This window comes from Kitasatospora sp. NPDC004614 (genome assembly GCF_042873675.1).
GTDB lineage: Bacteria > Actinomycetota > Actinomycetes > Streptomycetales > Streptomycetaceae > Kitasatospora.
Map to the genome: position 1 here is coordinate 179,280 of NZ_JBIALR010000012.1, position 25,739 is coordinate 205,018.

The 25,739-nt window shown below is 71.5% G+C and carries 23 protein-coding genes, 1 tRNA gene, 1 pseudogene and 1 riboswitch; of the genes and pseudogenes, 18 read left to right on the forward strand and 7 right to left on the reverse strand.

Going from position 1 to position 25,739, the window contains the following annotated elements; translation table 11 throughout:
• The 4 genes from ACFYST_RS24120 to ACFYST_RS24135 form a co-directional block, all read left to right on the forward strand.
• Positions 1 to 185, forward strand: a 185-nt coding sequence (locus tag ACFYST_RS24120) for a hypothetical protein (protein ID WP_387865356.1), incomplete at its 5' end; no start/stop codon positions are given.
• Positions 186 to 301: 116 nt separating this feature from the next.
• Entirely contained in the window at positions 302 to 1,171 is an 870-nt protein-coding gene (locus ACFYST_RS24125; protein ID WP_387638002.1) for a JmjC domain-containing protein, read from the forward strand.
• A gap of 75 nt (positions 1,172 to 1,246) precedes the next feature.
• Complete coding sequence (locus ACFYST_RS24130; protein ID WP_387865359.1) at positions 1,247 to 2,122, forward strand: JmjC domain-containing protein; 876 nt, start codon at positions 1,247 to 1,249, stop codon at positions 2,120 to 2,122.
• Between the two features lie 59 nt (positions 2,123 to 2,181).
• Positions 2,182 to 3,180 carry a MazG family protein gene (locus tag ACFYST_RS24135; RefSeq protein ID WP_387865361.1) on the forward strand — a complete coding sequence of 333 codons (999 nt, stop codon included), beginning with the start codon at positions 2,182 to 2,184 and terminating at the stop codon, positions 3,178 to 3,180.
• Between the two features lie 4 nt (positions 3,181 to 3,184).
• Here ACFYST_RS24135 and ACFYST_RS24140 read toward each other — a convergent pair whose 3' ends face one another.
• A complete protein-coding gene (locus tag ACFYST_RS24140) occupies positions 3,185 to 3,607 on the reverse strand; it encodes an SDR family NAD(P)-dependent oxidoreductase (RefSeq protein WP_387637995.1) in 423 nt (140 codons plus the stop codon).
• A gap of 155 nt (positions 3,608 to 3,762) precedes the next feature.
• Between ACFYST_RS24140 and ACFYST_RS24145 the strand changes: the two genes are divergently transcribed.
• The 7 genes and pseudogenes from ACFYST_RS24145 to ACFYST_RS24175 all read left to right on the forward strand — a co-directional run bounded on the left by ACFYST_RS24145 (position 3,763) and on the right by ACFYST_RS24175 (position 11,688).
• Positions 3,763 to 5,007, forward strand: a complete 1,245-nt coding sequence (locus ACFYST_RS24145; protein WP_387865364.1) for a cytochrome P450 — start codon at positions 3,763 to 3,765, stop codon at positions 5,005 to 5,007.
• A gap of 261 nt (positions 5,008 to 5,268) precedes the next feature.
• A riboswitch (cyclic di-AMP (ydaO/yuaA leader) is annotated at positions 5,269 to 5,449 on the forward strand.
• Positions 5,450 to 5,452: 3 nt separating this feature from the next.
• Entirely contained in the window at positions 5,453 to 6,121 is a 669-nt protein-coding gene (locus ACFYST_RS24150) for a transglycosylase family protein (RefSeq protein ID WP_387637991.1), read from the forward strand.
• 252 nt (positions 6,122 to 6,373) lie between these two features.
• Positions 6,374 to 7,663 (forward strand): phosphopyruvate hydratase, encoded by a 1,290-nt coding sequence (gene eno, locus ACFYST_RS24155; RefSeq protein WP_387637989.1) that lies wholly within the window; start codon positions 6,374 to 6,376, stop codon positions 7,661 to 7,663.
• 176 nt (positions 7,664 to 7,839) lie between these two features.
• A complete protein-coding gene (locus ACFYST_RS24160; protein ID WP_387865365.1) occupies positions 7,840 to 8,277 on the forward strand; it encodes a septum formation initiator family protein in 438 nt (145 codons plus the stop codon).
• Positions 8,274 to 8,823, forward strand: a pseudogene (locus ACFYST_RS24165) (DUF501 domain-containing protein); the annotation flags it as partial. The gene ACFYST_RS24160 and the pseudogene ACFYST_RS24165, both read left to right, overlap by 4 nt.
• A gap of 131 nt (positions 8,824 to 8,954) precedes the next feature.
• Positions 8,955 to 9,890 (forward strand): exopolyphosphatase, encoded by a 936-nt coding sequence (locus ACFYST_RS24170; protein ID WP_387865368.1) that lies wholly within the window; start codon positions 8,955 to 8,957, stop codon positions 9,888 to 9,890.
• A 433-nt stretch (positions 9,891 to 10,323) separates the two neighbouring features.
• The gene (locus tag ACFYST_RS24175) at positions 10,324 to 11,688 is read left to right on the forward strand and encodes an NAD(P)/FAD-dependent oxidoreductase (protein WP_387637983.1); all 1,365 of its coding nucleotides are present in this window, start codon (positions 10,324 to 10,326) and stop codon (positions 11,686 to 11,688) included.
• Between the two features lie 175 nt (positions 11,689 to 11,863).
• Here ACFYST_RS24175 and ACFYST_RS24180 read toward each other — a convergent pair whose 3' ends face one another.
• Positions 11,864 to 12,307 carry a DNA-binding protein gene (locus ACFYST_RS24180; RefSeq protein WP_387865371.1) on the reverse strand — a complete coding sequence of 148 codons (444 nt, stop codon included), beginning with the start codon at positions 12,305 to 12,307 and terminating at the stop codon, positions 11,864 to 11,866.
• 148 nt (positions 12,308 to 12,455) lie between these two features.
• Between ACFYST_RS24180 and ACFYST_RS24185 the strand changes: the two genes are divergently transcribed.
• Positions 12,456 to 12,710, forward strand: a complete 255-nt coding sequence (locus ACFYST_RS24185) for a hypothetical protein (RefSeq protein WP_387865374.1) — start codon at positions 12,456 to 12,458, stop codon at positions 12,708 to 12,710.
• A gap of 859 nt (positions 12,711 to 13,569) precedes the next feature.
• Here ACFYST_RS24185 and ACFYST_RS24190 read toward each other — a convergent pair.
• Positions 13,570 to 13,651 (reverse strand) — tRNA-Leu (locus ACFYST_RS24190).
• A 337-nt stretch (positions 13,652 to 13,988) separates the two neighbouring features.
• Between ACFYST_RS24190 and ACFYST_RS24195 the strand changes: the two genes are divergently transcribed.
• Together ACFYST_RS24195 and ACFYST_RS24200 are read left to right on the forward strand one after the other, a co-directional pair.
• Complete coding sequence (locus tag ACFYST_RS24195; RefSeq protein ID WP_043915787.1) at positions 13,989 to 14,762, forward strand: ABC transporter ATP-binding protein; 774 nt, start codon at positions 13,989 to 13,991, stop codon at positions 14,760 to 14,762.
• 46 nt (positions 14,763 to 14,808) lie between these two features.
• A complete protein-coding gene (locus tag ACFYST_RS24200; protein WP_387865377.1) occupies positions 14,809 to 17,364 on the forward strand; it encodes an ABC transporter permease in 2,556 nt (851 codons plus the stop codon).
• Positions 17,365 to 17,447: 83 nt separating this feature from the next.
• On the opposite strand, the gene ACFYST_RS24205 is transcribed toward ACFYST_RS24200, so the two are convergent.
• On the reverse strand, positions 17,448 to 17,972 hold the full coding sequence (locus ACFYST_RS24205; RefSeq protein WP_387637972.1) for a peptidylprolyl isomerase: 525 nt from the start codon (positions 17,970 to 17,972) through the stop codon (positions 17,448 to 17,450).
• Positions 17,973 to 18,144: 172 nt separating this feature from the next.
• Between ACFYST_RS24205 and ACFYST_RS24210 the strand changes: the two genes are divergently transcribed.
• Positions 18,145 to 19,029, forward strand: coding sequence for a Bax inhibitor-1/YccA family protein (locus tag ACFYST_RS24210; RefSeq protein WP_387637969.1), 885 nt, complete (start codon positions 18,145 to 18,147; stop codon positions 19,027 to 19,029).
• Positions 19,030 to 19,118: 89 nt separating this feature from the next.
• A complete protein-coding gene (locus ACFYST_RS24215; protein ID WP_387637965.1) occupies positions 19,119 to 19,457 on the forward strand; it encodes a hypothetical protein in 339 nt (112 codons plus the stop codon).
• A gap of 95 nt (positions 19,458 to 19,552) precedes the next feature.
• On the opposite strand, the gene ACFYST_RS24220 is transcribed toward ACFYST_RS24215, so the two are convergent.
• The 3 genes from ACFYST_RS24220 to ACFYST_RS24230 all read right to left on the reverse strand — a co-directional run bounded on the left by ACFYST_RS24220 (position 19,553) and on the right by ACFYST_RS24230 (position 23,192).
• A complete protein-coding gene (locus ACFYST_RS24220) occupies positions 19,553 to 20,464 on the reverse strand; it encodes a hypothetical protein (RefSeq protein ID WP_387637962.1) in 912 nt (303 codons plus the stop codon).
• A gap of 289 nt (positions 20,465 to 20,753) precedes the next feature.
• A complete protein-coding gene (locus ACFYST_RS24225; RefSeq protein WP_387637960.1) occupies positions 20,754 to 22,025 on the reverse strand; it encodes an acetyl-CoA C-acetyltransferase in 1,272 nt (423 codons plus the stop codon).
• Between the two features lie 57 nt (positions 22,026 to 22,082).
• Positions 22,083 to 23,192: an SGNH/GDSL hydrolase family protein gene (locus tag ACFYST_RS24230; protein ID WP_387865379.1), complete on the reverse strand. Its 1,110-nt coding sequence runs from the start codon at positions 23,190 to 23,192 to the stop codon at positions 22,083 to 22,085.
• Between the two features lie 300 nt (positions 23,193 to 23,492).
• On the opposite strand from ACFYST_RS24230, the gene ACFYST_RS24235 reads away from it, so the two are divergent.
• Together ACFYST_RS24235 and ACFYST_RS24240 are read left to right on the forward strand one after the other, a co-directional pair.
• Positions 23,493 to 24,917 carry a cystathionine beta-synthase gene (locus tag ACFYST_RS24235; protein ID WP_387865381.1) on the forward strand — a complete coding sequence of 475 codons (1,425 nt, stop codon included), beginning with the start codon at positions 23,493 to 23,495 and terminating at the stop codon, positions 24,915 to 24,917.
• A 472-nt stretch (positions 24,918 to 25,389) separates the two neighbouring features.
• Positions 25,390 to 25,719 (forward strand): hypothetical protein, encoded by a 330-nt coding sequence (locus tag ACFYST_RS24240; RefSeq protein WP_387865383.1) that lies wholly within the window; start codon positions 25,390 to 25,392, stop codon positions 25,717 to 25,719.
• The last annotated feature ends 20 nt before the right edge of the window (positions 25,720 to 25,739 follow it).

The window sequence follows — 25,739 nt, forward strand, 5'->3', positions numbered from 1 at the left end:
CCGAGTCCGCTTCGAAGTTCGCCGCGCTGGCCCGTCAGGCCGCGCTGTCCGTGGCCGTCGCTGCTGCTGTGGGTGGTGCGGTGTTCGCGCCGGCCGTGTCGGCGCAGGCCGCGACCGCCCCATCCGTGAGCGCCGGTCACGCGACCACCGACGGCTGCGGCGCGTGCTACCCGGACGTCATCTGATCCACCGATCCACGCCCGGGGTCGCCGGCGGCCTCGCCGCCGCCGGCGCCCCGCGTCCGATCCGCCCCACCCCCAACACCCCCTGAGACGCCCTGAGTTCGGAGAGGAACACCACCATGGACTGGCTTGACCGCTGCGTCGACGACACCGAGACCTTCCTGCGCAAGCACTGGCGCCAGGGGCCGGTGGTGCTCCGCCCCGCAGACCCGCCCACCGAAGTGCTCACGGTGGAGAGCCTGTTCGAGCTGATCGACGAGGGCACGCTGCGCGACCCCTACGCGGGGCTGTTCACCGTCGAGGGCACCGTGCCGCAGGAGGAGTACTGCCCGCCGCGGGTGATCGCCGGCCGGACGCTGGAGGGGTGCCTCGACCCGGAGCGGGTGCGGGCGCTGATCCGGGACCGCAACGCCACGCTCCAGCTGCGCTACCTCAACCACTGGCACCCGGGGGTGCGCGCGCTGACCACCGGCCTGTCGGAGAGCCTGGGCCGGCTCACCGAGGCGTTCATGTTCTACTCGCAGCCCGGCCGGCACGGGCCGGTGCACCGCGACGAGGGCGACATCCTGGTCATCCAGCTGAGCGGCCACAAGCACTGGCAGGTGTACGGCGGCCCGACCGACCCGAACTGGCAGCCGGTCCGCGAGGACAACCCGGGCCCGTGCCTGCTGGACACCGTCGTCCACCCGGGCGAGGTGCTGTACGTCCCCAACGGCTACGCCCACACCGCCCGCGCCACCGAGGACGGGCCGTCGCTGCACCTGACGATCGCGCTGCGCGAGGCCTGCACCGTCCACCTGCGCACTCAGCTGCGCGCCCTGCTCACCGAGGGCCTCGAACTGCCCGCCCGCCCCCGCGACGAGGACGACCTGCTGGCGGCCGGCGAGCAGCTGCTCGACCACCTGCGCACCCGGCTGGCCACCGCTGACCCGGCCGAGCTGGTGTCCGCCGCCCGCCGCGTTGCGTACAGCAACCGTCCCACCGCCTGAACCCACCGCCTGACCCTCCCGAACACACCCCCCGAACACACCGCCCGAGCAGCCCGCACCAGAGGAGACCCGACCATGACCGAGACCTGGCTGAGCCGCTTCGTCGCGGACGAGGAGCAGTTCCGTACCCAGCTGTGGCGCACCACCCCGGCCGTGCTGCGCCCCGAGCGCCCGCCGGTGGACGTGCTGCCCGCCGCCGAACTCGACCGGCTGCTCGACCACGGCCTGCTGAAGGTGCCGTACCTGGGCCTGGTGCAGCGCGACGCCCACCTGCCCGTCGAGCGGTTCTGCCCGCCGCGGGTGGTGCTCGGCGAGGTGGTCGGGGGGTACGCCGACGGCGCGGCGGTGCGGGCGCTGATCCGGGACGAGCAGGCGACGCTGCTGCTGCGCTACGTCGACCAGTGGCACGACGGGGTGCGCGAGCTGGCCCGCGGTCTGGCCGCCGAGATCGGCCGGCAGGTCGAGGCGTTCTACTTCCTGACCCCGCCCGGCACCCAGGGCCGCCCGGTGCACCGCGACGACGCGGACGTGCTGGTGGTGCAGATCTCCGGGGCCAAGCGCTGGTGGGTGCACGGCGGGCCCGCCGACGGCAACTGGGTGCCGGAGCGGGAGGACGGCGACCCGGGCGAGGTGCTGCTGGAGACCGTCCTGCAGCCGGGCGAGGTGCTGTACGTGCCGCGTGGCTTCGCCCACCGTGCCCGCGCCGAGGACGGCGCGCCCTCCACGCACCTGTCGCTGACGATCCGCGAGGCGGCCAGCGCCAACCTGTACACCGTCGCGCAGAGCCTGCTCGCCGACAGCCTCCCCCTGGCGGGGCGCCCGCTGGACGACGCCGCGCTCACCGAGGCGGCCGCCGCGCTGATCGAGCACGCCGGTTCGCTGCTGGCCGAGCTGACGCCCGCCGACCTGCTGTCCGTCACCCGACAGCTGATGCTGCAACCCGCGGCGTGACCGTCCGCGCAGGAAAACCGCTGGTCCGCCCCGCACGCGGTCGTTGTAGGTTCGGTGGCGTGGACACTCCGAAGCTGATCCTGCTCACCACCACCCACCGCGTCGCCCCGGGCCTGCTCGGCTGGCCGGCCTGGGAGGCCCTCCGTTCGGCGCCCGTGGTGCTGGCCGGCGTCGCCGACCACCCGCAGCTGCCAGCGCTGCGCGCCGCCGGCGTCGAGCCCCGGCTGATCGAACGGGGCTCCGCCCCGGCGCTGGCCCGGCAGTTGCTCGCGCTGGCCCCCGCGGTGTGGCTGGAGAGCCCGGACGGCGACCCGGGGCTGACCGACGCGCTGGCCCGGATCGCGGTGGAAGAGGCCGGCGAGCACCCGGAGATCGAGGTGCTGCCGGGCTCGTACGACCTGCCGGGCGCCCGGCTGCTGGACCTGGTCTCGGTGATGGACCGCCTGCGCTCGCCCGGCGGCTGCCCGTGGGACGCCGAGCAGACCCACCGGAGCCTGGTGAAGTACCTGGTCGAGGAGGCCTTCGAACTGGTCGAGGCGATCGAGGAGGATGACCGTCCGACCCTCCGCGAGGAACTCGGCGACGTGCTGCTCCAGGTGTTCTTCCACTCCCGGATCGCCGAGGAGGACGCCGAGGACCCGTTCTCCATCGACGACGTGGCGGGCGACATCGTCGAGAAGCTGATGTATCGCCACCCGCACGTGTTCGCCGACGTCAGCGTCCGGGACTCCGCCGAGACGGAGGCCAACTGGGAGCAGCTGAAGGCCGCGGAGAAGCAGCGCGAATCGGTGCTGGACGGCGTCCCGGCGGGCCTGCCCGCGCTGGCGTACGCGGCGAAACTGGTCTCCCGGGTGCGCCGGGCGCGGTTCACCGCAGTGCCGGACGCGCCGTACGAACTGCCCGCCGAACTCACTGCGGAGACGGCGGGGGAGCTGCTGCTGGCGGTCGCGCAGCGCGGCTACGACCAGGGCGTGGACGTGGACGCCGCACTGCGGGCGGCGGCCCGGCGCTACCGCCGGGCGGTACGGGCCGCCGAGGGACTGTCCGAGGACGACTGACGGGTCAGCTCGCCAGCGGGACGTCCGAGACCGGGCGGCGGCGCTGGGCCGGCACGACCTCGCCGATCGCCTCGCCGACCAGGGCCAGCACCTCGGCCAGCGGGTCGAGGTGGCCCGACAGTTCGGCGAGCTGGACGACCCGCTCGCCGTCCGGGCCGGCGACCGCGAACAGGTCGATCGGCCCGAGGTGCTTGGCGGCGGTGTCGACCAGCGCGGCGATGTCCGCCGGGTGGTGGACGTCACCGGACACCCCGACCACCGGGCAGCCGGGACGGTCGAGTTCGGCGGCCAGGTCCTCGGCGACACCGGGGCGAAGATCGGCGATGAGCAGGCCGGCGGCTCCGGCGGCGGAGAACCGGCGGGCCAGGTCGGCCCCCTCGCCTCCGTCGAGCACCGCGATGACCACCACTGCACCGGCTACTCGCATGGCCTGCTCCCCTTTCAGAGCGAACCGCGGGCGGTCCGCACGCCGCCCACTGTGGTTCTTGCGGAGGATCGTAGGCTCGCCCCGACTCTCCGCAACAGCAATTACCCGCCAGGTGACCAGACTCACGCGACGGCGGTTCCAGATACGGTCAAGACATGCCAGATCAGCCCCACACCGCCCACCCGCAACTCTTCACCTGGGAGTTCGCGGCCGACCCGTATCCGGCGTACGCCTGGCTGCGGGAGAACGCCCCGGTGCACCGCACCACGCTGCCGAGCGGGGTGGAGGCCTGGCTGGTCACCCGGTACGCGGACGCCCGGCAGGCGCTGGCCGACTCCCGGCTCTCCAAGAACCCGGCGCACCACAGCGAACAGGCGCACCGCACCGGCCGGGTGGGCATCCCGGGCGAGCGGCAGGCCGACCTGATGACCCACCTGCTGAACATCGACCCGCCGGACCACACCCGGCTGCGCCGCCTGGTGTCGAAGGCCTTCACACCGCGCCGGGTCGCCGAGTTCGAACCGCGGGTGCAGCAGCTCACCGACCGCCTGATCGACTCCTTCGCGGAGCGCGGCGAGGTCGACCTGATCCACGAATTCGCCTTCCCGCTGCCGATCTACGCGATCTGCGACCTGCTCGGCGTCCCGCCCGAGGACCAGGACGACCTGCGCGACTGGGCCGGCATGATGATTCGCCATACCGGTGGCAAGCGCGGGGGAGTGGGCCGCGCGGTCAAGCAGATCCGCGGGTACCTGGCCGACCTGATCCACCGCAAGCGCGCCGACCTCGGCGACGACCTGATCTCCGGCCTGATCCGGGCCAGCGACCACGGCGAGCACCTGACCGAGAACGAGGCCGCGGCGATGGCCTTCATCCTGCTGTTCGCCGGCTTCGAGACCACCATCAACCTGATCGGCAACGGCGTTTACGCGCTGCTGCGCAACCCGGATCAGCGCACCCTGCTCCAGGAGTCGCTGGCGCGCGGGGAGTCGGGCCTGTTGGAGACCGGCATCGAGGAACTCCTGCGCTACGACGGGCCGGTGGAGCTGGCGACCTGGCGGTTCGCCACCCGGCCGCTGAGCATCGGCGGGGTGGACATCCCGGCGGGCGACCCGGTGCTGGTGGTGCTGGCCGCGGCGGACCGCGACCCGGACCGGTTCTCCGACGAGAACACCCTGGACCTGGCCCGGACGGACAATCCGCACCTCGGTTTCGGACACGGCATCCACTACTGCATCGGTGCGCCGCTGGCCCGGCTCGAAGGGCAGCGCGCGATCGGCACACTGCTGACACGGCTGCCGGACCTCCAGTTGGCCGCCGATCCGGCCGAACTCCGTTGGCGGGGTGGGCTGATCATGCGCGGGCTGCGCGAACTCCCGGTCTCCTTCACGCCCCGCTGACCCGGTTTCGACCGCCGCCGCCCTGCCCTCGCCCCGCCCCCGCACGTCACCGTCCGTGGGCCCGGTGGGGGCGCGGGTGCGCCCCCACTTCGGGCGAATACGGACATACATGGACGGTTTGTGCACGAGAAGTGAAGGTCCGTAATTTCGACGTGATACCGGTGATATGAGCTTGTGATTGCTCGTCAGCTCTGCTTACTCTCCGATTTGCCCGCAGCTGCGGGCCCCGAACGCGGCACGCCGAGTCCTGTCCGCCGCACCTTCGGGACACCGACCAGGATTCGGACAGGAGCGGGGGAACCAGGTGTGAACGCCGTACTCCCAGCGGCTTGGGGTGAAGCCGCCGGGGAACGGACGCAACCGCGTCCGGACCTCCCGGCGGCCGGGCCAGCCTCCCGGTCCGAACCCGACAGCTCACCTCGTAGGCGTGCGGAGAGGAAGTCCCATGCTGTTCGCCGGTACTGGACGTCACCGCCGTAGCACCAAGGCCGAGAAGGTCGTCGCCGCCGCAGGCGTCGCCTCCGTGGGCCTGGCCCTGCCCCTGCTCTCCGCCACCGGAGCGGCAGCCGCACCCGCCGACACCTGGGACCGCGTGGCCCAGTGCGAGAGCGGCGGGGACTGGGGCATCAACACCGGAAACGGGTACTACGGCGGCCTGCAGTTCTCCTCCTCCACCTGGCGCGCCTACGGCGGCGGCGACTACGCCGCCCGCGCCGACCAGGCCACCCGCTCCGAGCAGATCGCGGTGGCCGAGCGGGTGCTCGCCTCCCAGGGGCCCGGCGCCTGGCCGTCCTGCTCGATCAAGGCCGGTCTGTCCCGCGGCGGCGACAGCTCCGAGGACACCGCCTCCCGCTCGCAGCAGCGCGCGGCGGCGCCCGAGCAGAAGCAGACGAAGTCGCAGCAGCAGTCGAAGAGTTCGAAGCAGAGCGCCCCGGCCGACGGGCCGACGCAGTCCGGCACCGGGAACTACACCGTGCAGGAGGGCGACACGCTGTCCGGGATCGCCGCCGCGCGGAACGTGTCCGGCGGCTGGGAGCAGCTGTTCCGGGCGAACCGCGAACTGATCGGCGCCGACCCCGATGTGATCATGCCCGGCCAGGTGCTGGCGCTGTGACGGCGCGGTCCGGCCGGCTCCGGCCCGGCAGTGGTATAGACCCTTCGTCGGTCTGACGATTCGTCCGCTCCGGGCGTGCGCCCAGCAGTTCGCGCCGCCCGGAGCCCGCCGCCGACGGGCAAATAGGTGAACTACCAGTGAGTAGCCGGGCCACACGGTGAGACGGGGCCCGGCCGGGCGTGGCCGTGGGCATGTCTGCGGCTAGGCTCTGGGCGTAACGACCACACATCCGCTTCCGCTAGGAGATGCCTCGTGCCGTCCATTGATGTCGTCGTAGCCCGTGAGATCCTCGACTCCCGCGGCAACCCCACGGTCGAGGTCGAGGTCGGTCTCGACGATGGCAGCACCGGTCGTGCGGCTGTCCCGTCGGGTGCCTCCACCGGCGCCTTCGAGGCGCTGGAGCTCCGTGACGGCGACAAGAACCGCTACTTCGGCAAGGGCGTCGAGAAGGCCGTCCTCGCCGTCATCGAGCAGATCGGCCCGGAGCTGGTCGGCTACGACGCCACCGAGCAGCGCCTGATCGACCAGGCCATGCTCGACCTGGACGCCACCCCGGACAAGTCCTCGCTCGGCGCCAACGCCATCCTCGGCGTCTCGCTCGCCGTCGCGCACGCCGCCTCCGAGGCCAGCGACCTGCCGCTGTTCCGCTACCTGGGCGGCCCGAACGCGCACGTGCTGCCGGTCCCGATGATGAACATCCTCAACGGCGGCTCGCACGCGGACTCCAACGTCGACATCCAAGAGTTCATGATCGCCCCGATCGGCGCGGAGTCCTTCTCCGAGGCCGTCCGCTGGGGCGTCGAGGTCTACCACACCCTCAAGGGCGTGCTGAAGGAGCGCGGGCTGTCCACCGGCCTGGGCGACGAGGGCGGCTTCGCCCCGAACCTGGACTCCAACCGCGAGGCCCTGGACCTCATCACCGAGGCCATCAAGAAGGCCGGCTACACCCCGGGCAAGGACATCGCGCTCGCCCTGGACGTCGCCGCGTCCGAGTTCTACAAGGACGGCGCCTACCAGTTCGAGGGCAAGGCCCTGTCGGCCGCCGAGCTGGTCGAGTACTACGCCGAGCTGGTCGCCGCCTACCCGCTGGTCTCCATCGAGGACCCGCTGGACGAGTCCGACTGGGACGGCTGGAAGGCCATCACCGACAAGCTGGGCGACAAGGTCCAGCTGGTCGGCGACGACCTGTTCGTCACCAACCCGGAGCGCCTGCGCAAGGGCATCGAGACCGGCACCGCCAACGCGCTGCTGGTGAAGGTCAACCAGATCGGCTCGCTCACCGAGACCCTGGACGCCGTCGAGCTGGCCCAGCGCAACGGCTACCGCTGCATGATGTCGCACCGCTCCGGCGAGACCGAGGACGTCACCATCGCCGACCTCGCCGTCGCCACCAACTGCGGCCAGATCAAGACCGGCGCCCCGGCCCGCTCCGAGCGCGTCGCCAAGTACAACCAGCTGCTGCGCATCGAGGAGATCCTCGACGACGCCGCGGAGTACGCCGGCCGCGGCGCGTTCCCCCGCTTCCGCTCTGCGGACAAGTAAGCACAGCCGCTCTGCGGACAAGTAAGCACAGCCGCTCCGCGGACAAGTAAGCACAGCCGCTCCGCGGACAAGTAAGCACAGCAAGGGCTGATCGCCGAGCCTGTTGTGACCGGTGCCCCGGCCTCCACCGCGTAGGGTGGGGCCGGGGCACCGGCATGCGCAGGAGGGGCGACCAGATGGCCAAGTGGAGAATTCCCGGACTGGCGGCGCGCCCGCGCTTCACCAGCCGGGCCACCGTGCTGGTCCTCGTCCTGTGCTCGCTGGTGGCGATACTCGCGTACCCGGCCCGGCAGTACATCGCGCAGCGCGGCGAGATCGCCGATCAGCGGGCCAAGGCCGATCACGCCCGCCAGCAGGTCGACGAACTGCGTCGGGCCAAGGCCCGCTGGCAGGACCCGGAGTTCGTCAAGGCCCAGGCCCGGGAGCGGCTGCACTACGCGCTGCCGGGCGAGACCCCGTTCGTGTCGGTCGCGCCGCCGCCCGCGCAGGGCGAGAAGCAGTCCGCCTCGGACGGCGCCGGCCGGCCCAAGGCCGCCCGTCCCTGGTACTCCGGCTTCTGGGACTCGGTGGACGCCGCCGACACCGCGATCGCCGCTCCACCCGCAGCTCCCTGACGCCACCCCACCCGCCCCCTCCTGACGAACAGACTCCTGATGAGCAACCAGAACCCTCCCGTCTCCGACAACGACGTCGCCGCCATCGCCGCCCAGCTCGGCCGGGTGCCGCGCGGGCTGCGTTCCGTCGCCCACCGCTGCCCGTGCGGCAACCCGGACGTGGTGGAGACCGCGCCCCGGCTGCCCGACGGCACGCCGTTCCCGACGCTCTACTACTTGACCTGCCCCAAGGCCGCCTCGCTGATCGGCACCCTGGAGGCGGACGGCGTGATGAAGGAGCAGACCGCCCGGCTCGCCGAGGACCCCGAGCTCGCCGCCGCCTACCAGGCCGCGCACGAGGACTACATCGCCCGCCGGGACGCCATCGAGGTGCTGGAGGGCTTCCCCAGCGCCGGCGGCATGCCCGACCGGGTCAAGTGCCTGCACGTGCTGGTCGGCCACTCGCTGGCGGCCGGCGAGGGCGTCAACCCGCTCGGCGACGAGGCGATCGGCATGCTGGAGGACTGGTGGGCCAAGGGCCCGTGCGTCAGCCCCGCCGAGGTCGAGGCCGCCGGTGAGCGGGTCGCCCGCAACAAGGCCAAGGCCCAGGACCACGCCGCGGTGATCGCCGCCAAGGAGGCGCTGACCGCCGAGCGGGCCGAGCGCGCGGCGCGCAAGGCCGAGGAGGACGACGAGTCGTGAGCACCATCCGGGTCGCCGCGATCGACTGCGGCACCAACTCGATCCGCCTGCTGATCGCCGACCTGGACCCGGAGACCGGGGAGATCGTCGATCTGGACCGGCGGATGCTGATCGTCCGGCTCGGCCAGGGCGTCGACAAGACCGGTCGGCTGCACCCCGAGGCGCTGGACCGCACCTTCGCGGCCTGCCGCGAGTACGCGGAGATCATCGCCGCGCACGGGGTCGGCCCGGAGCGGATCCGGATGGTCGCCACCTCGGCCTCCCGGGACGCCGAGAACGCCGCCGAGTTCACCGCCGGAGTCAAGGCGATCCTCGGCATCACCCCGAGCGTGGTCAGCGGCGACGAGGAGGCCCGGCTCTCCTTCACCGGCGCCACCCGCGAGCTGCTCGGCGGCCCGCACCGCCCGCCCTACCTGGTGTTCGACCTGGGCGGCGGCTCCACCGAATTCGTGCTCGGCGAGCAGGACGTGCGGGCCGCGCACTCGATGGACATCGGCTGCGTGCGGATGACGGAGCGGCACTTCGCGGGCGGGCAGCCCACCGAGGTGCAGATCGCCGCCGCCCGGGCCGACATCCGGGCCGCGCTGGACACCGTCGAGGCGAGCGTCCCACTGGCGGACGGCGCCACCCTGGTCGGCCTGGCCGGCACCGTCACCACGGTCGCCGGGATCGCGCTGGAGCTGCCCGGCTACGACTCCGAGCAGATCCATCACGCGGTGCTGACCGTCCAGCAGGTCCGGGAGACCGCCGAGTGGCTGCTGCACTCCTCGCACGCCGAGCGGGCCGCCGTCCCCGTGATGCACCCCGGCCGGGTCGACGTGATCGCGGCCGGCGCGCTGGTGCTGCTGGAGATCATGGAGCGCACCGGGGCCGCTGAGCTGCTGGTTTCCGAGCACGACATCCTCGACGGGATCGCCTGGTCGATCGCCTGATCCGGGCGCCCGGCGGGTGGTCGACGGGTGGTTGACGGGTGTTCCGGGAGGCCCGGTGCGGGCCTCCCGGCGTGTCCCGGCAAGAAGCTTCGTGAATTTCTTCACATGGCGACCGGGCCTTTCGGCCCCTTGCGGTGTCCGGTCCGTCCGATATGTGGGACCGAAGGCGCCTGGGGCGGGTGGTTCATGGGATCGCAGGCAACCCGCCGTTCACGCCGAAGAAATCGAAAGCGCACTCGGGAACCCGTGCCCCACAAGGATCGTTGCTGCTCAGCGTGGCACCGAGTGCCTGAGCGATCATGGTGGACGGGTGGTGGCGGCGAGGAGGCCGGCACCGGCCGGAATTGTGGGCGCGCAGTGTAGCAGCAGGTGTCCAGGAGCTTGTGATGGGCCTCACGAATGGCCCGTCAGGCCGGGGTGGATACTTTCGGATATGAGCACCACGGAGCGTCCTCGCATCCTCATTGTCGGCGGTGGTTACGTCGGCCTGTATGCCGCGATGCGCATCCTCAAGAAGATGCGCTACGGCGAAGCGACCGTCACGGTCGTCGACCCGCGGTCGTACATGACGTACCTGCCCTTCCTCCCGGAGGCGGCCGGCGGCAACGTCGCCCCCCGCAACCTCGTCGCGCCCCTGCGCAGCGCCCTGAAGAAGGCGGAGGTGCTCACCGGTCACGTGACCGAGGTGGACCACGCCCGCAAGGTCGCCACCATCCAGCCCGCGGCCGGCGAGTCCTACGAACTGCCCTTCGAGTACCTGGTCGTGGCGACCGGCTCGGTCTCCCGCACCTTCCCGATCCCGGGCCTGGCGGAGCACGGCATCGGCATGAAGACGGTGGAAGAGGCGATCAGCCTCCGCAACCACGTCATGGCGCAGCTGGACAAGGCCGAGTCCACCACCGACGAGGACGTCCGCCGCAAGGCGCTGACCTTCGTCGTCATCGGTGGCGGCTTCGCCGGCATCGAGACGGTCGCCGAGATCGAGGACATGGCGCGCGACGCCGCCAAGATCTACAAGACCGTCAGCCGCGAGGACATGCGCTTCGTCGTGGTGGAGGCGGCCAACCGCATCCTCCCCGAGATGGGCCCCGACCTGGGTCTGTGGACCAAGGGCCGGCTCGAGGAGCGCAACATCGAGGTCTACATCGAGACCTCGATGGACTCCTGTGTCGACCAGCACGTGGTGCTGAAGAACGGCATGGAGTTCGACGCGTCCACCATCGTGTGGACCGCCGGCGTGAAGCCGAACCCGATCGTCAACCGCTTCGGTCTGCCGCTCGGCCCGCGTGGCCACGTCGACACCAAGCCGACCCTGCAGGTCCAGGGCTTCGACTACGTGTGGGCGGCCGGCGACAACGCCCAGGTTCCCGACCTGGCCGCCGGTGAGGGCGCCTGGTGCCCGCCGAACGCGCAGCACGCGGTCCGTCAGGCCGCCGTCCTCGGTGACAACGTGGTGGCCGGCATGCGCGGCTTCCCGCAGGCCGAGTACAAGCACAAGAACCTCGGTGCGGTGGCCGGCCTCGGCCTGCACAAGGGTGTGGCGATCCTGTTCGGCAAGGTCAAGCTCAAGGGCCGCCTCGCCTGGTACTTCCACCGCGCCTACCACGGTGCGATGGTCCCCACCATGAACCGCAAGATCCGGGTCTTCACCGACTGGACGCTGGCGATGTTCCTCAAGCGCGAGACGGTCGGTCTCTCCGAGATGGAGAAGCCGTTCGACGCGTTCCAGGAGGCCACCGCTCCGCCGAAGCCCGCCGCCGCCGCGGAGCCGAAGAAGGAGCTCGCCTCCAGCAAGTAAGCGACGAGACCCGTCACTTCGGGTTACGAGTCGGAGGCCCTCCGCCCGGCAACGCCGCCGGACCACGTCCTCCGTGGTGCTCAGCCGGCCTTGCTGTCGGGCGGAGTACAGCACTCAGTTGACGAAGGCCCCCACCCCCGCCGGGTGGGGGCCTTCGGGCTTTCCCGGGGTGCCGTCAGCCCTGGTCGGTGGGCGTGGTGCGGTCGCTGAGGCGCTCGTGGCGCTGGCGGGCGGCCTGCGGGGTGCCGAGGCCGAGGCCGAAGGCGATCTCCTGCCAGGTCATGCCGCGGCCGCGGGCCATGGTGAGCAACCCGGCCTCCAGCTCGTCGAGTTCGGCGCGGACCAGGGGAAGCAGGGTGAGCGCGGCGGTCAGGTCGGCGCGGTCCACCTCGGGTTCGCCGTCCTCGGCGAGGGCGGCGCCGCTGAGCAGGAAGGCCACCAGCCGGACCGCCTCGTGCGGGGCGAGCATCGCCGGGTTGGTCTGGCGGCGGCGCTGCTCGTCGGTGGCGGCGTGGCGCTCGGCGATCCGGAACAGCGAGGCGTAGACGCGCTGCGTGCGGGCGGCCTCCGGGTCCGGCGGGGAGAACGGGTCGGCGGGCTGCTGAGGGGTGTCGGTCATGGGGTCAGCATGCTCCGATGAACGGGAAGACGTCAACGGGATTCGTTGAACGAAGTGTTCATAATCGGACCCGGGAAGTGGATTGATCATGCGAATCCGGCCGCTTAGCATGACGATCACCAACCACGCTCAACCTGGGGGAACCGCAATGGAACTGACCGCTCGTCAAGCCGCCCTGATCGCCGCCGCCACCACCGGACTCGCCGCCGCGGCCGTCGTCGGCACCGCTGCCACCGCCACCGCCGCCGAGCGCCCCGTCGACCAGGCCGCCGGCCAGGTCGTGGTGCCCGACCACATGGCGCTGGTCACGCCCGACCACATGGCGCTGGTCACGCCCGACCACATGGCGCTGGTCACGCCCGACCACATCGCGATCTCCGTCGCCGACCACATGGGGCTCTGACCCCGCCGTGCGGGCAGCGGCCGACGACCCGGCGGCGAGCCTGGTCGCGCAGACCGCCGAGCGCCTGATCCGGCTCTGGGCCGAGCGCGGCGAACTCCACCACCCCGGCTGGGGACGGCCGTTCCGCCAGCTCGCCGAGCTGCTGCCCGCACCGGACGTCGAATTCGCCGTCCACAACCCGCAGATGGTGCCACTGCTCTGGTACCCGGCGCTGCGTCGCGAGGGCCCGCACGGCACCGTCGTCGAGGTGTTCGACCACCTCCCGGCGGACGCCGGCCCGCCGCTGCCGCGCCGGCAGGAGCTGTCCCGGATCTACAGCTGGGCGCCCGTCACCCGCACCGCCCTCGACTGGATCGCGGAGCGGCTGGCCGGCCGCGGACTGCTCGAAGTCGGCGCCGGCAGCGGCTACTGGGCCGCGCGGCTGCGCGCCCGCGGCGTCGACGTGCTGGCCACCGACGCCGAGGCCCGCACCGAACTCAACGGCTGGACCGACCGGTTCCGCTGGACCGACGTGCGCCCCGGCCGGGCCGCCGAGGACGCCGCCGCGCACCCCGGCCGGGCCCTCGCCCTGATCTGGCCGCCGTACCGCGATCCGATGGCCCTGGACGCCCTGCGGGCCTACCGCGGCGATCATCTGATCTATCTGGGCGACCGCCCGGGCGGTCTCTGCGCCGACGACGCCTTCTTCGCCGAGCTCGCCACCCACTGGTACCCGGCCGCCCGCTGCCCGCTCACCCTGCGCTGGCTGGGCAATCACGACACCCTGACCCACTGGATCCGCAGGGAATCCGCGGGGGTGGGTCGGGGCATCGGTCGTGATCGGGTCATTACCGCAGGTCACGATGGGTGGGCAGAAGAGTGCCCAGAGCCGGACTCGAACCGGCACGACCTTCCGGCCAAGCAGTTTTAAGCTGCCCGTGTCTGCGTTCCACCATCTGGGCCTGGGAGCGCGTGAACTCGGTTACTGAGCCTAGTCGGCCGGGCGAGGGTTTCGCATAATTCTCGGGACGGAAGTTGTCATGCTTCCATGCGATCTGACGAAGCGTCTGTCATTTCGGCCACCCTCCGACAGTTCTCGGCCACCGCTGGTCCTCGGGGTGCGGGTCATACCGAAGGAGGAGAGGGCGGCGGCGGCCGTACATCTCGGGGCGGGGCGGCAACCGTTCGGCGGGGCGACGAATTCCATGATCATCGAGGAGAGGATGGGATAGCGGTCGCAGGCACGTCCTGGCCGCAGCCCAGTGACGAGCCAGCACCTCCCCGACAGGAGTCCCCTTCGTGAGCACCTCGACCGCGTACGCAGCCCACACCGGTCTGGCGGCGGCCCGCGCCACCGGTCTCAACAAGGTCTACGGCGAAGGCGACACCCGCGTCGTCGCGCTCGACAACGTCTCGGTCTCCTTCGGCCAGGGCGAGTTCACCGCGATCATGGGCCCGTCGGGCTCCGGCAAGTCCACCCTGATGCACTGCATGGCCGGCCTGGACACGGTCAGCTCCGGCTCGGCGACCATCGGCGAGACCGAACTGGTCGGACTGAAGGACAAGCAGCTGACCAAGCTCCGCCGCGACAAGATCGGCTTCGTCTTCCAGGCGTTCAACCTGCTGCCGACGCTGACCGCGCTGGAGAACATCACGCTGCCGATGGACATCGCCGGCCGCAAGGTCGACAAGGCCTGGCTCGACCGCGTGGTGGAGACGGTCGGCCTGTCCGGCCGCCTCTCGCACCGCCCGGCGCAGCTCTCCGGCGGCCAGCAGCAGCGCGTGGCCTGCGCCCGCGCGCTGGCCTCCAAGCCGGAGATCATCTTCGCCGACGAGCCCACCGGAAACCTGGACTCCCGTTCCGGCGCCGAGATCCTCTCCTTCCTGCGCAACTCGGTGCGCGAGCTCGGTCAGACCGTGGTGATGGTGACGCACGACCCGGTGGCCGCGTCCTACGCGGACCGCGTGGTCTTCCTCGCCGACGGCCGGATCGTCGATGAGCTGACCAACCCCACCGCCGACTCGGTCCTCGACCGGATGCGTCGTTTCGACGCCAAGGGCCGCACCAGCTGACGGCCCCTCAGCAGCCGACCGTCCACACCACCCCAGGACTGACCCCATGTATCGCACCGCACTGCGCAACGTGCTGGCCCACAAGGGCCGACTGCTGATGACGGCACTCGCCGTCATGCTGGGCACCGCCTTCGTCGCCGGCACCCTGGTGTTCTCGGACACCATGGGCCAGGCCGTCCGCAACAGCTACTCCAAGAGCTACTCCGACGTCTCCGTGCTGGTCTCCGACAAGTGGTCCCGGAGCGCCGACGAGGGCCCCAAGGAGGCCGGCCAGAAGAAGCGTGACGCGCTGACCGACGCCACCGTGAAGGACCTCGCCGCCCTGCCGGGCGCCGAGCGGGCCCGCGGCGTGGTCACCGGCTTCACCGCCGTCGCCGACAAGAAGGGCAACCTGATCGGCGAGGCGTGGAGCGCCCAGGGCTCCAACTTCGCCCCGGACGCCTCCGGCAAGGACCCGCGCTACCCGATGGCGGAGGGCCGCGGCCCGAAGGCGGCCGGCGAGATCGCGCTGAACAAGCAGGCCGCCGACAAGGCCGGCTACAAGGTCGGCGACAAGGTCCGGGTGGCCGGCAACGGCGCCGCCGAGGACACCACGCTCACCGGTGTGTTCACCTCCGACGACCCGCAGGTCACCTCCGGCGGTTCGCTCGTGCTGATGGACACCGCCACCGCCCAGCAGCGGCTGCTGGAGCCCGGCCACTACAGCTCGATCGCGCTGACCGCCAAGTCCGGCGTCTCGGAGGACGCGCTGCTGGACGCGGCCAAGGCGAAGCTGCCCGACACCTTCGACCTGGAGACCGGCCAGAAGCTCAAGGACGAGCAGTCCAAGATGGTCGAGCAGTCGGTCACCGGCATGAAGAGCATGCTGCTGGTGTTCGCCGGCATCTCGCTGTTCGTCGGCATCTTCATCATCGTCAACACCTTCACCATGCTGATCGCTCAGCGCCTGAAGGAGCTGGCGCTGCTGCGCGCGGTCGGCGCCAGCCGCCGCCAGGTCACCAACTCGGTGCTGATCGAGGCGCTGCTGATCGGCGTGATCGCCTCCGTGTCCGGTCTGCTGCTCGGCATCGGCATCGGCGCCGGCATGCAGTCCCTGCTGGCCGGCATGAACGAGGGCATGCCCACCGGTTCGCTGGTGATCGCCCCGGCCACCATCATCGGCACCCTGGTGACCGGCATCGTGGTGACCGTGCTGTCCGCGCTGATCCCCGCGATCCGCGCCTCCCGGATCCCCCCGGTGGCGGCGATGAGCAGCGGTGACCTGCCCAGCACCCAGCGCGGCCTGGTGGTCCGCAACTCGATCGGCGCGGTGCTGGCCGGCGGCGGCATCGCCCTGATCCTGGCCGGCGCGTTCAGCAAGGGCACCGGCGGCCGGACGTACCTGGAGCTCGGCGCCCCGCTCACCCTGATCGGCGTGTTCGTCCTGCTGCCGCTGCTGTCGCGCCCGGTGGTCGCCCTGGTCGGCCCGCTGCTGGCCAAGGTGTTCGGCACTCCCGGCAAGCTGGCCCGTCGCAACGCCGTCCGCAACCCGCGCCGCACCGCCAGCACCGCGGCCGCGCTGACCATCGGCCTGACCCTGGTCACCGCCGTGACGGTGATCGGCGACTCGGTCACCAGCACGGTCACCCGCCTCGTCAGCGGCTCGATGAAGGCCGACTACACGGTCTCGATGGCCAACCACCACTCGCTGTCGAAGGACCTGGCGCCGCTGATCGCCAAGGCGGACGGCGTGACCGCCGTCAGCCCGGTCAGCAACGTGATGTGGACGATCAACGGGGACAGCCGGGCCGTCGAGGGCTTCGACGCCGCCGCCTTCGACCAGCTGGTCACGGTGAAGATGGCGTCCGGCTCGACCGGCGCGCTGAAGCAGGGCCAGATCCTGGTCAACGACGAATACGCCGCCAAGCACAACCTCACCCAGGGTGCCACCGCCAAGGTCGAGGTGGCCGACGGCAAGACGCTGGACCTCACCGTCGGCGGCGTGTTCGAGCACAACGCCACCCTGTCGAACGTCATCGTGCCCAACGCGCTGATCGACCAGCACGACCCCGACTCGTTCATCAGCGAGATCCTGGTCAAGGGCAAGGACGGCGAGACCGCCGCGCTCAAGCAGTCCGTCAAGGCGGCCACCGGCAGCAACCCGGTGATCGAGGTGCTGACCGAGAAGGACAAGGTCGCCGAGTTCAGCCGGATCATCACGACGATGCTGAACATCATGTACGGCCTGCTCGGCATGGCGGTGCTGGTCGCCGTCCTCGGTGTGATCAACACGCTGGCGATGTCGGTGTTCGAGCGCAAGCGCGAGATCGGCATGCTGCGGGCGATCGGCCTGGACCGGCGCGGCATCAAGCGGATGGTCCGCATCGAGTCCGTGGTGATCTCGCTCTTCGGTGCCGTGATCGGCGTGGGGCTCGGCGTCTTCCTGGCCTGGTCCGCCGTCCGGGTGCTGGCCGCCGACCTGACCGGCCTGACCACCTCGATCCCCTACGGCAGCGTGCTGCTCTTCCTGGCCCTGTCCGCGCTGGTCGGCGTGATCGCCGCCCTCTGGCCGGCCCGCCGGGCCTCCCGGATGGACATCCTCGCCAGCATCAAGACCGACTGACGTCCGGTCGGCAGAACGCCGCGCCGCCCGTTCCCGGAGCAACCGGGGACGGGCGGCGCGGCGTTTGCGTGGGGCGGCCCGGGTCAGCGGGTCTCGATCGCGACCTTCTCGATCTTCACGTCCTGCAGCGGGCGGTCGTTGCGCCCGGTCTCGACGCCGACGATCGCGTCCACCACACGCTGGCTGGGCGCGTCCACGACCTCGCCGAAGATGGTGTGCTTGCCGGTCAGCCAGGTGGTCGGGCCGACCGTGATGAAGAACTGCGAACCGTTGGTGCCCGGGCCGGCGTTGGCCATCGCCAGCAGGTACGGCTTGGTGAACGCCAGGTCCGGGTGGAACTCGTCGGCGAACTTGTAGCCCGGGCCGCCGGTGCCGTTCCCCAGCGGGTCGCCGCCCTGGATCATGAAGCCCTGGATGACCCGGTGGAAGATCGTGCCGTCGTACAGCGGCTCGTTGCTGGGCTTCCCGGTCTTCGGGTCGATCCACTGGCGCTCGCCCGTCGCCAGCTCGACGAAGTTCTTCACCGTCTTCGGGGCGTGGTCCGGCAGCAGCCGGATCACGATGTCGCCCTTGTTGGTCTTCAGGGTGGCGTACAGCTCCTCGGCCATCCGGGGGGCCGCCTTTCTGATCGTCTGTCAGTTGCGCCCCCCACCCTGCCCTCTCAAGGGCCCCTCGCGCAGGCGACACGGGATCCTCCTCACGGCTGACGCGGAATACTTTGCCAAACCATTACTCTTGTGCTCTGTATGGGTGGTGCTGTGCCACCCCGGAGGGAATGTGATGAGAAGCAGAAACCCGGTCTTCTCGCGGGAGGGGTCCTTCACCCGCGACAACCAGTACGCGGGGTTCGGCACGCAGCCGGCCGGGCACCAGGGCCAGGCGTACGGCAACCCGTACGCCAACAACCCGTACGCCAACAACGCCTACGCGCAGCCCGGCGGTCAGGCCATGACCGACGAGCAGCTCTACGAGCTCTACCAGGGCCCTGACGCGGGCCCGGCCCAGACCGGCCGGATGACGCTGGACGACGTGGTCGCCCGCACCGCGATGACGCTGCTCACGCTGGTCATCACCGGCGCGGTCGCCTGGTTCGTGGTGCCGGTCGAGAACTACGCGCTGGCCGGCGTCGCCGCGTTCGCCGCGATGGTCATCGGCCTGGTCATCAACTTCAAGCGGAGCATCAACCCGGCGCTGATCCTGACGTACGCCGGCCTGGAGGGCTTCTTCCTCGGCGCGCTCAGCAAGGCCTTCAACACCCTGCTGCAGGGCATCGCCATTCAGGCCGTGCTGGGTACCGCCGCGGTGTTCGCGGCCACCCTGATCGCCTACAAGAGCGGCAAGATCCGGGTCACCCCGCGGTACACCCGGATCGGCATCTCGATCGCGATCGGCTTCGTGATCCTGATGTTCGTCAACCTGATCGCCACCATGTTCGGCGCGGACTTCGGGTTCCGCTCCGGCCCGCTCGGCATCGTGGTCGGCCTGGTCGGCATCGCGCTCGGCGCGTTCTTCCTGACCCTCGACTTCAACGAGATCCAGGAGGGCATCCGCAATGGCGCCCCCGAGCGGGAGGCCTGGCGGGCCGCCTTCGGCCTGACGCTGTCGCTGGTGTGGATCTACCTGGAGATGCTGCGCCTGATCGCCATCCTGCGCGGCGACGACTGATCGCGCGGCTGTACACGCGGCGGGCCCCGGAGGACTCCTCCGGGGCCCGCCGCGTTCCGTCCCGCCCCGGTTTGGCTACCCTCGGGGCCATGTCCGAGCACCACCCCGTCACCCCCGCCCAGTTGACCGCCGCCGTGGACCGGCTCGCCGACCGCTTCCGGGCGATGCCACAGAGCCGCCTGCTGGTCGCCGTCCCCGGCCACCCCTCGCGGGCCGCCGCGCTGCTCGCGCTGGCCGGCCGGCTGGCCGACGCCGCCCGCGCGCTGGAGGGCCTGCCGCCGCTGCCCGTCCCCGACTGCGGGGCGTTCGCGGTCGGCGACCAACTCGCCGTCACCGGCCACGACCTGGCCGCCGCGGCCGCCGAACACCCGGAGGCGCTGGCGGTCGCGCTCACCGACGTCGAGGACACCGACCGGCTGACCGCCTGACGCAGGGTCGGGAACGCCGAAGGGGCGCCGGTCCGCCCGGGCAACCCCTTGCCGTGCGGATCGACGCCCCTGCGCGTGGCTCGGACGCGCGTGGTTCAGATCGAGGCGACCACCCGGTCGGCGAGCACGTAGACGGTGTCGCCGTCGGTGGAGAAGGTCAGCGAGTACGAGCCGGAGAAGCGGGAGCCGCCCAGCAGCCGGACGTCCTCGTCGGCCCGGACGGCGTCGATCAGCCGGTACGCCGCCTCCCGGTCGCCGGGGGCCACGCACAGCGTGGTGCCGTCGGCGAACGCGTACACGTCCAGGGTGCCGAGCGGGCCGGGGCGCACGTCGGTGAGGGCGATCCTGTCCTCGGCGAGGGCGGCGAGCCGGTCGTCGGTCCACTCGCGGGACGGGGTGGGACTGGGCACGAAGTCCGGGTGCGAGGGGTGGCGGCGCGGGTCGGGCGCGGTGGCGGGCTCGCTCTCGGCGTCCAGCAGTCCGGACTCCAGGCCGGTGGCCAGCAGGTCGGCCTCGCGGCGGGCCTTCACGTCACCGTTGTCGCCGGGGAGCGGGAAGCTGCCGCCCCGGATGCCGCCGTCCGCCGAACCGCCGTCCGCGGAGCCGTCCTTGGCGAGGTCCTCCAGCGCGTGGCGCAGCGCCTCGCCGAACTCCGGGTCCATCACCCCGTAGTTGTCGGCGGCCTCCTGCGGCCCGGTCGGGCGCGGGAAGAAGATCGGCCACTCCTCGCCGGCGGCCGTGAACGGGGTCTCGAACAGCGGCGCGTCCTCGGCGGCGCGCGCCTCCTGCTCGGCCCAGAACGCCCGGGCCTCGGTGATCTCCCGCTCCCGGTCGGCGGCGAGCGCCTCGGCGACGGCGCGGCGTATCAGTGCCTCGTCGAGCTGCGGGGCGGGCTGCGCGGTGGGCTGCGCGGCGTCCAACTTCCGCCCCAGTGTGCGGAGGTGGAGCAGGACGGCGGCGGTCAGGGCGATCAGGGCCAGCAGCAGGGAGGTGTAGACGACGCTCACGGAACGTACTCCCAACGAGGAGCGGAACGGGGTTACGGCTCCACACTGCCGTATTCCCGCCCGTTACTGCAGAGGCTGATGTCCGATTTGGCGGTGACTTTCCGACTTGTCCTTAAATTGCTGGGTAATGCCCTTCTACGCAGCGGAGTTGATCCAATCCGGTGCGTCGATATTTCGGTCCCGGAGGGCAAAAAAACGGGCCGGATCGCACCATGAGTGTGATCCGGCCCTCAATTACGTACGGTGACTCCGGACGGGTGAGACGTCCGTCACGGTGCCGACGCGGAGGTCAGCTCAGCCGCTCGATGACCATCGCCATGCCCTGGCCGCCGCCCACGCACATGGTCTCCAGGCCGAACTGCTTGTCGTGCCACTGGAGCGAGTTGATCAGCGTGGTGGTGATCCGGGCGCCGGTCATGCCGAACGGGTGGCCCACCGCGATCGCGCCGCCGTTGACGTTCAGCCGGTCCAGGTCGATGCCCAGGTCCCGGTAGGACGGGATGACCTGCGCGGCGAACGCCTCGTTGATCTCCACCAGGTCGATGTCGCCGATCGACAGGCCGGCCCGCTTCAGCGCCTGCTTGGACGCCTCCACCGGGCCGTAGCCCATGATCTCCGGCGACAGTGCCGAGACGCCAGTGGAGACCACCCGGGCCAGCGGGGTGATGCCCAGCTCGCGCGCCTTGGTGTCCGACATGATCACCAGCGCGGCCGCGCCGTCGTTCAGCGGGCAGCAGTTACCGGCCGTCACGGTGCCGTCGGGGCGGAACACCGGCTTCAGGCCGGACACGCCCTCCACCGTCACGCCCGCGCGCGGGCCGTCGTCCGCGCTCACCACGGTGCCGTCCGGGAGCGTCACCGGGGTGATCTCGCGCTGCCAGAAGCCCGCCTTGATCGCGGCCTCGGCCAGGTTCTGCGAGCGGACGCCGAACTCGTCCTGCTCGGCGCGGGTGATGCCCTTCAGCGCCGCCAGGTTCTCCGCGGTCTGGCCCATCGCGATGTACGCGTCCGGCAGCAGGCCGTCCTCGCGCGGGTCGTGCCACTCGCCCGCCCGTCGCCCACCACCACCCTCGTTCGAGGCGCTGCGCGCCGCCCCCGTGTTGCCCGTCTCCGCGCGGTGCTTGGTGCGTGCCATCGCCTCGTCGAACAGCGGGTTCATGGTGCCCGGCATGCCGTCCGAGGTGCCGTTGATCGACCGCGAGACGGTCTCCACGCCGGCGGAGATGAAGATGTCGCCCTCGCCGGCCTTGATCGCGTGCAGCGCCATCCGGGTGGTCTGCAGCGAGGACGAGCAGTAGCGGGTGATGGTGGCGCCCGGCAGGTAGTCCATGCCCATCTGGACGGCCACGATCCGGGCCAGGTTGTGGCCCTGCTCGCCGCCCGGCAGGCCGCAGCCCAGCATCAGGTCGTCGATCGTGCGCGGGTCCAGCTCCGGGACCTTGGCCAGCGCGGCACCGATGATCTGCGCGGTCAGGTCGTCCGGGCGGACGTCCTTCAGCGAGCCCTTGAAGGCCCGGCCGATCGGCGAACGGGCGGCGCTGACGATGACGGCTTCGGGCATGACGGGCTCCTCGCTGAGTGACCTCGGGATGCGATCCGACGGATCTCCCGGGGAAAGTTACCGCTTGGTAGCTCCGGCGTCATCCGCCTCCGGATGTGAGTTGGCCGACGCGATCGCCCGCGGCCACTCCTGGTCCGCGACCGCCCCGGGATCCTGCCCCGCCGCGTTGCCGCCCGGCAGCGCCAGCCGGAAGCGCTGCTTGAGCGTCGCCCACCGCCAGGTGCCGTTCGACGGGCCCGCCGCCGTCACCTCGGTGCCCGAACGCCCCGCCGCCGCGGCGGCCGCCACCGCCACCGGCAGCACCGCCTGCGGCTCCAACGGCCCGCCCACCGCGGACGGCGTGTCCTGCGGCCACAGGTCGAGCGCCGCGCACACCGACGGCAGCAACGCCATCGACGCCGTCGCGTACCCCTGCGCGGACGGGTGGTAGCGGTCCGCGGCGAACAGTTCCGGACGGGTCGCGAACTCCGGGCCCAGCAGCGACCCCAGCGAGACCGTCCGGCCGCCGGCCTCCACCACCGCGATGGTCTGCGCCGCCGCGAGCTGCCGGCTCAACCGGCGCGCCACCCAGCGCAGCGGCGGCCGCACCGGCTTGATGGTGCCCAGATCCGGGCAGGTGCCCACCACCACCTCGCAGCCCGCCGCGACCAGCCGGCCCACCGCCTCGCCCAGCTCCCGCACACTGGTGGCCGCCGGAGCGTGCCTGGTCACGTCATTGGCACCGATCATCAGCACCGCGATGTCCGGACAGTGTGGCAGCGCCCGCTCCACCTGCCTCGCGAGATCGCCCGAGCGGGCACCCGACTTCGCCACGTTCACCAGCCGCACCCGGCGCTCGGCGACCGACGCCAGCCCCGAGGAGAGCAGCGCGCCCGGCGTCTCCTGCGCGCGCTGCACGCCCAGGCCCGCGGCCGTCGAATCGCCCAGGAACGCCACCACCAGCGGCGGACGCGAATCCAGCGGATCGGCGAACGCCTCGCCGTGCATCCCGTCCGCGCGCGGCGGATCGCCGCCCAGGATCCCGATCGCCCGGACCGCCATCCGGCTCTCGGTCAGCAACACCCCCGCCAGCCCCACCCCGAGCAGCCCCAGCCCGCCACCGCCGTACGCGGCCGCCGTGGCGATCCGCCGTGCCACCCGCACCCTCGACGCCTGCGAGCCGGCCATCGGCCACCCCCTCTCCTCTTACACCCAGACTCGTACCCGCCCACGTACCCGCCCACCCCGCCCCGCTACCCGGCCACCCCCACCAACCACCCACCCGGAGCCCCGGTGGGGCCTGGTGCGCTGAGGTCGTTTTTCCGAAGTCTGTGCGGCGGAGGGCCTTCTCCGTGGGCTGATGTTCGGTGGTGGTGAAGTGCCGGTGGGTGCCGCGAGCGGTTTGTTCGGGCGGGGCGGGAGACATGGGGTGGATGCGCACGGTGGGTGCGAAGGGGGCCCTAGGCTGGGGGTTTCGGCAATCAGGGCATGCCATGGACCGGGAGGACCCCCGTGCGGTACCACAATTCGATCATCGAGCTGGTCGGCGACACCCCGTTGGTGAAGCTCAACAAGGTCACCGAGGGCATCACCGCCACCGTGCTGGCGAAGGTCGAGTACTTCAATCCGGGTGGTTCGGTCAAGGACCGGATCGCGATGCGGATGATCGAGGCGGCGGAGGCCTCCGGCGCGCTCAAGCCGGGTGGCACCATCGTCGAGCCCACCAGTGGCAACACCGGGGTGGGGCTGGCGATCGTGGCCCAGCAGAAGGGCTACAAGTGCATCTTCGTGTGCCCGGACAAGGTGTCCACGGACAAGATCAACACCCTGCGGGCGTACGGTGCCGAGGTCGTGGTGTGCCCGACCGCGGTCGCGCCGGAGCACCCGGACTCGTACTACAACGTCTCGGACCGGCTGGTCCGTGAGACCCCGAACGCCTGGAAGCCGGACCAGTACTCGAACCCGGACAACCCGGCGTCGCACTACCACTCCACCGGCCCGGAGCTGTGGGAGCAGACGGACGGCCGGATCACCCACTTCGTGGCGGGCGTCGGCACCGGCGGCACCATCTCGGGCACCGGCCGGTACCTGAAGGAGGCGTCCGGCGGGAAGGTCCAGGTGGTCGGCGCGGACCCGGAGGGTTCGGTGTACTCGGGCGGCACCGGCCGTCCGTACCTGGTGGAGGGCGTCGGCGAGGACTTCTGGCCGACCGCCTACGACCGCGAGGTCGCGGACCGGATCGTCGCGGTGTCCGACAAGGACTCGTTCCAGATGACCCGCCGCCTGGCCAAGGAGGAGGGCCTGCTGGTCGGCGGTTCCTGCGGCATGGCCGTGGTGGCCGCGCTGGAGGTGGCGCGCGAGCTGGGGCCGGACGACGTCGTGGTGGTGCTGCTGCCGGACGGCGGCCGCGGTTACCTGTCGAAGATCTTCAACGACGACTGGATGGCCGACTACGGCTTCCTGCCGACCGCCACCGACGAGGCGCACATCGGCGAGGTGCTGGCCCGCAAGGACGCGGTGGAGCACGAGGGCATCCCGCAGTTCGTGCACATGCACCCGGGCGAGACGGTCGCCGAGGCGGTGCGGGTGCTGCGCGACTTCGGCGTCTCGCAGATGCCGGTGGTCTCCCCGGGCGCCGGGCACCCGGACATCATGGCGGGCGAGGTGGTCGGCTCGGTGGTCGAGCGCGAGCTGCTGGACGGCCTGTTCAACGGGCGGATCGAGCTGACCGACACGCTGGACAACGTGATGTCCAAGCCGCTGCCGGTGGTCGGTTCCGGCGAGTCGGTGACCAACCTGATGACGGTGCTGGAGAAGGCCGACGCGGTGGTGGTGCTGGTGGAGGGCAAGCCGCAGGGCATCGTCACCCGCCAGGACCTGCTGGCCTTCCTGACCGCCCGGGCCGGTCACTGACGTTCCCTCAGGGGCGGCGCCCCGCCCGGTACGTGGACGTCACAAGCGCGCATCATCCGGTTAACACGGCTCGGGCATGGTGGTGGACACGGCAAGAAAAGCCGGGAAAACGGTGACGGCGGGGGTCGGGAGCGGCTCTCCGGCCGCCGCGGTCACCAGGGGTTCCGACGGTCGGCCTGACCCGTCCGCCGGGCCCGGTCCGCGGGGCTGCCGTCGTCCCGCCCCTGGCAGGTTCAGGGTGTGACGGCGCCCGTGGCGAACATCGCGTCGTGAGGCGCGGCTTCCGCGTACTCCCGGGTGGGGGAGTGCGCGCGGAGGCGGCAGGGCCGGTCCGGGTTGTTGCCCGGCCCGGCCCTCGCCGCGTCCGGAGCCGCGCGCTGATCCGACAAGATCGACCGGACAGACCCTGGCCGCGTCCGGAGCCGCGAGGGCCGTTTCCGGATGGGCCGTGCGACCCCCTACGCTCGCTGTCATGACCAGCAGCATTGACCTGCCCGAGCAGGACGCCCCCCGTTACGTTCGCCTCACCATCGAGCTGATCGCCGAGATCACCGACGAGCAGGCCCTGAAGGCCGCCGCCCTGACCCAGGTCGCGGACGACGAGTACCTGGACGACGAGGAGCGCGCCCAGGCCATCGAGGCGATCGAGGTGGACCCGACCGGTTCGCTCGCCCACTTCGTCGACCCGGTGGCGCTGCTCGGCGGCGTTCCCGGCGTGGAGCTCGCCTCCGCGACCTGGGAGTCCGCCACGACCGACTACGACCCGGACGACGAGGGCTGGGACGAGTACGAGGTGAAGTGAGCCCCGGCGCTTTCGCGCTC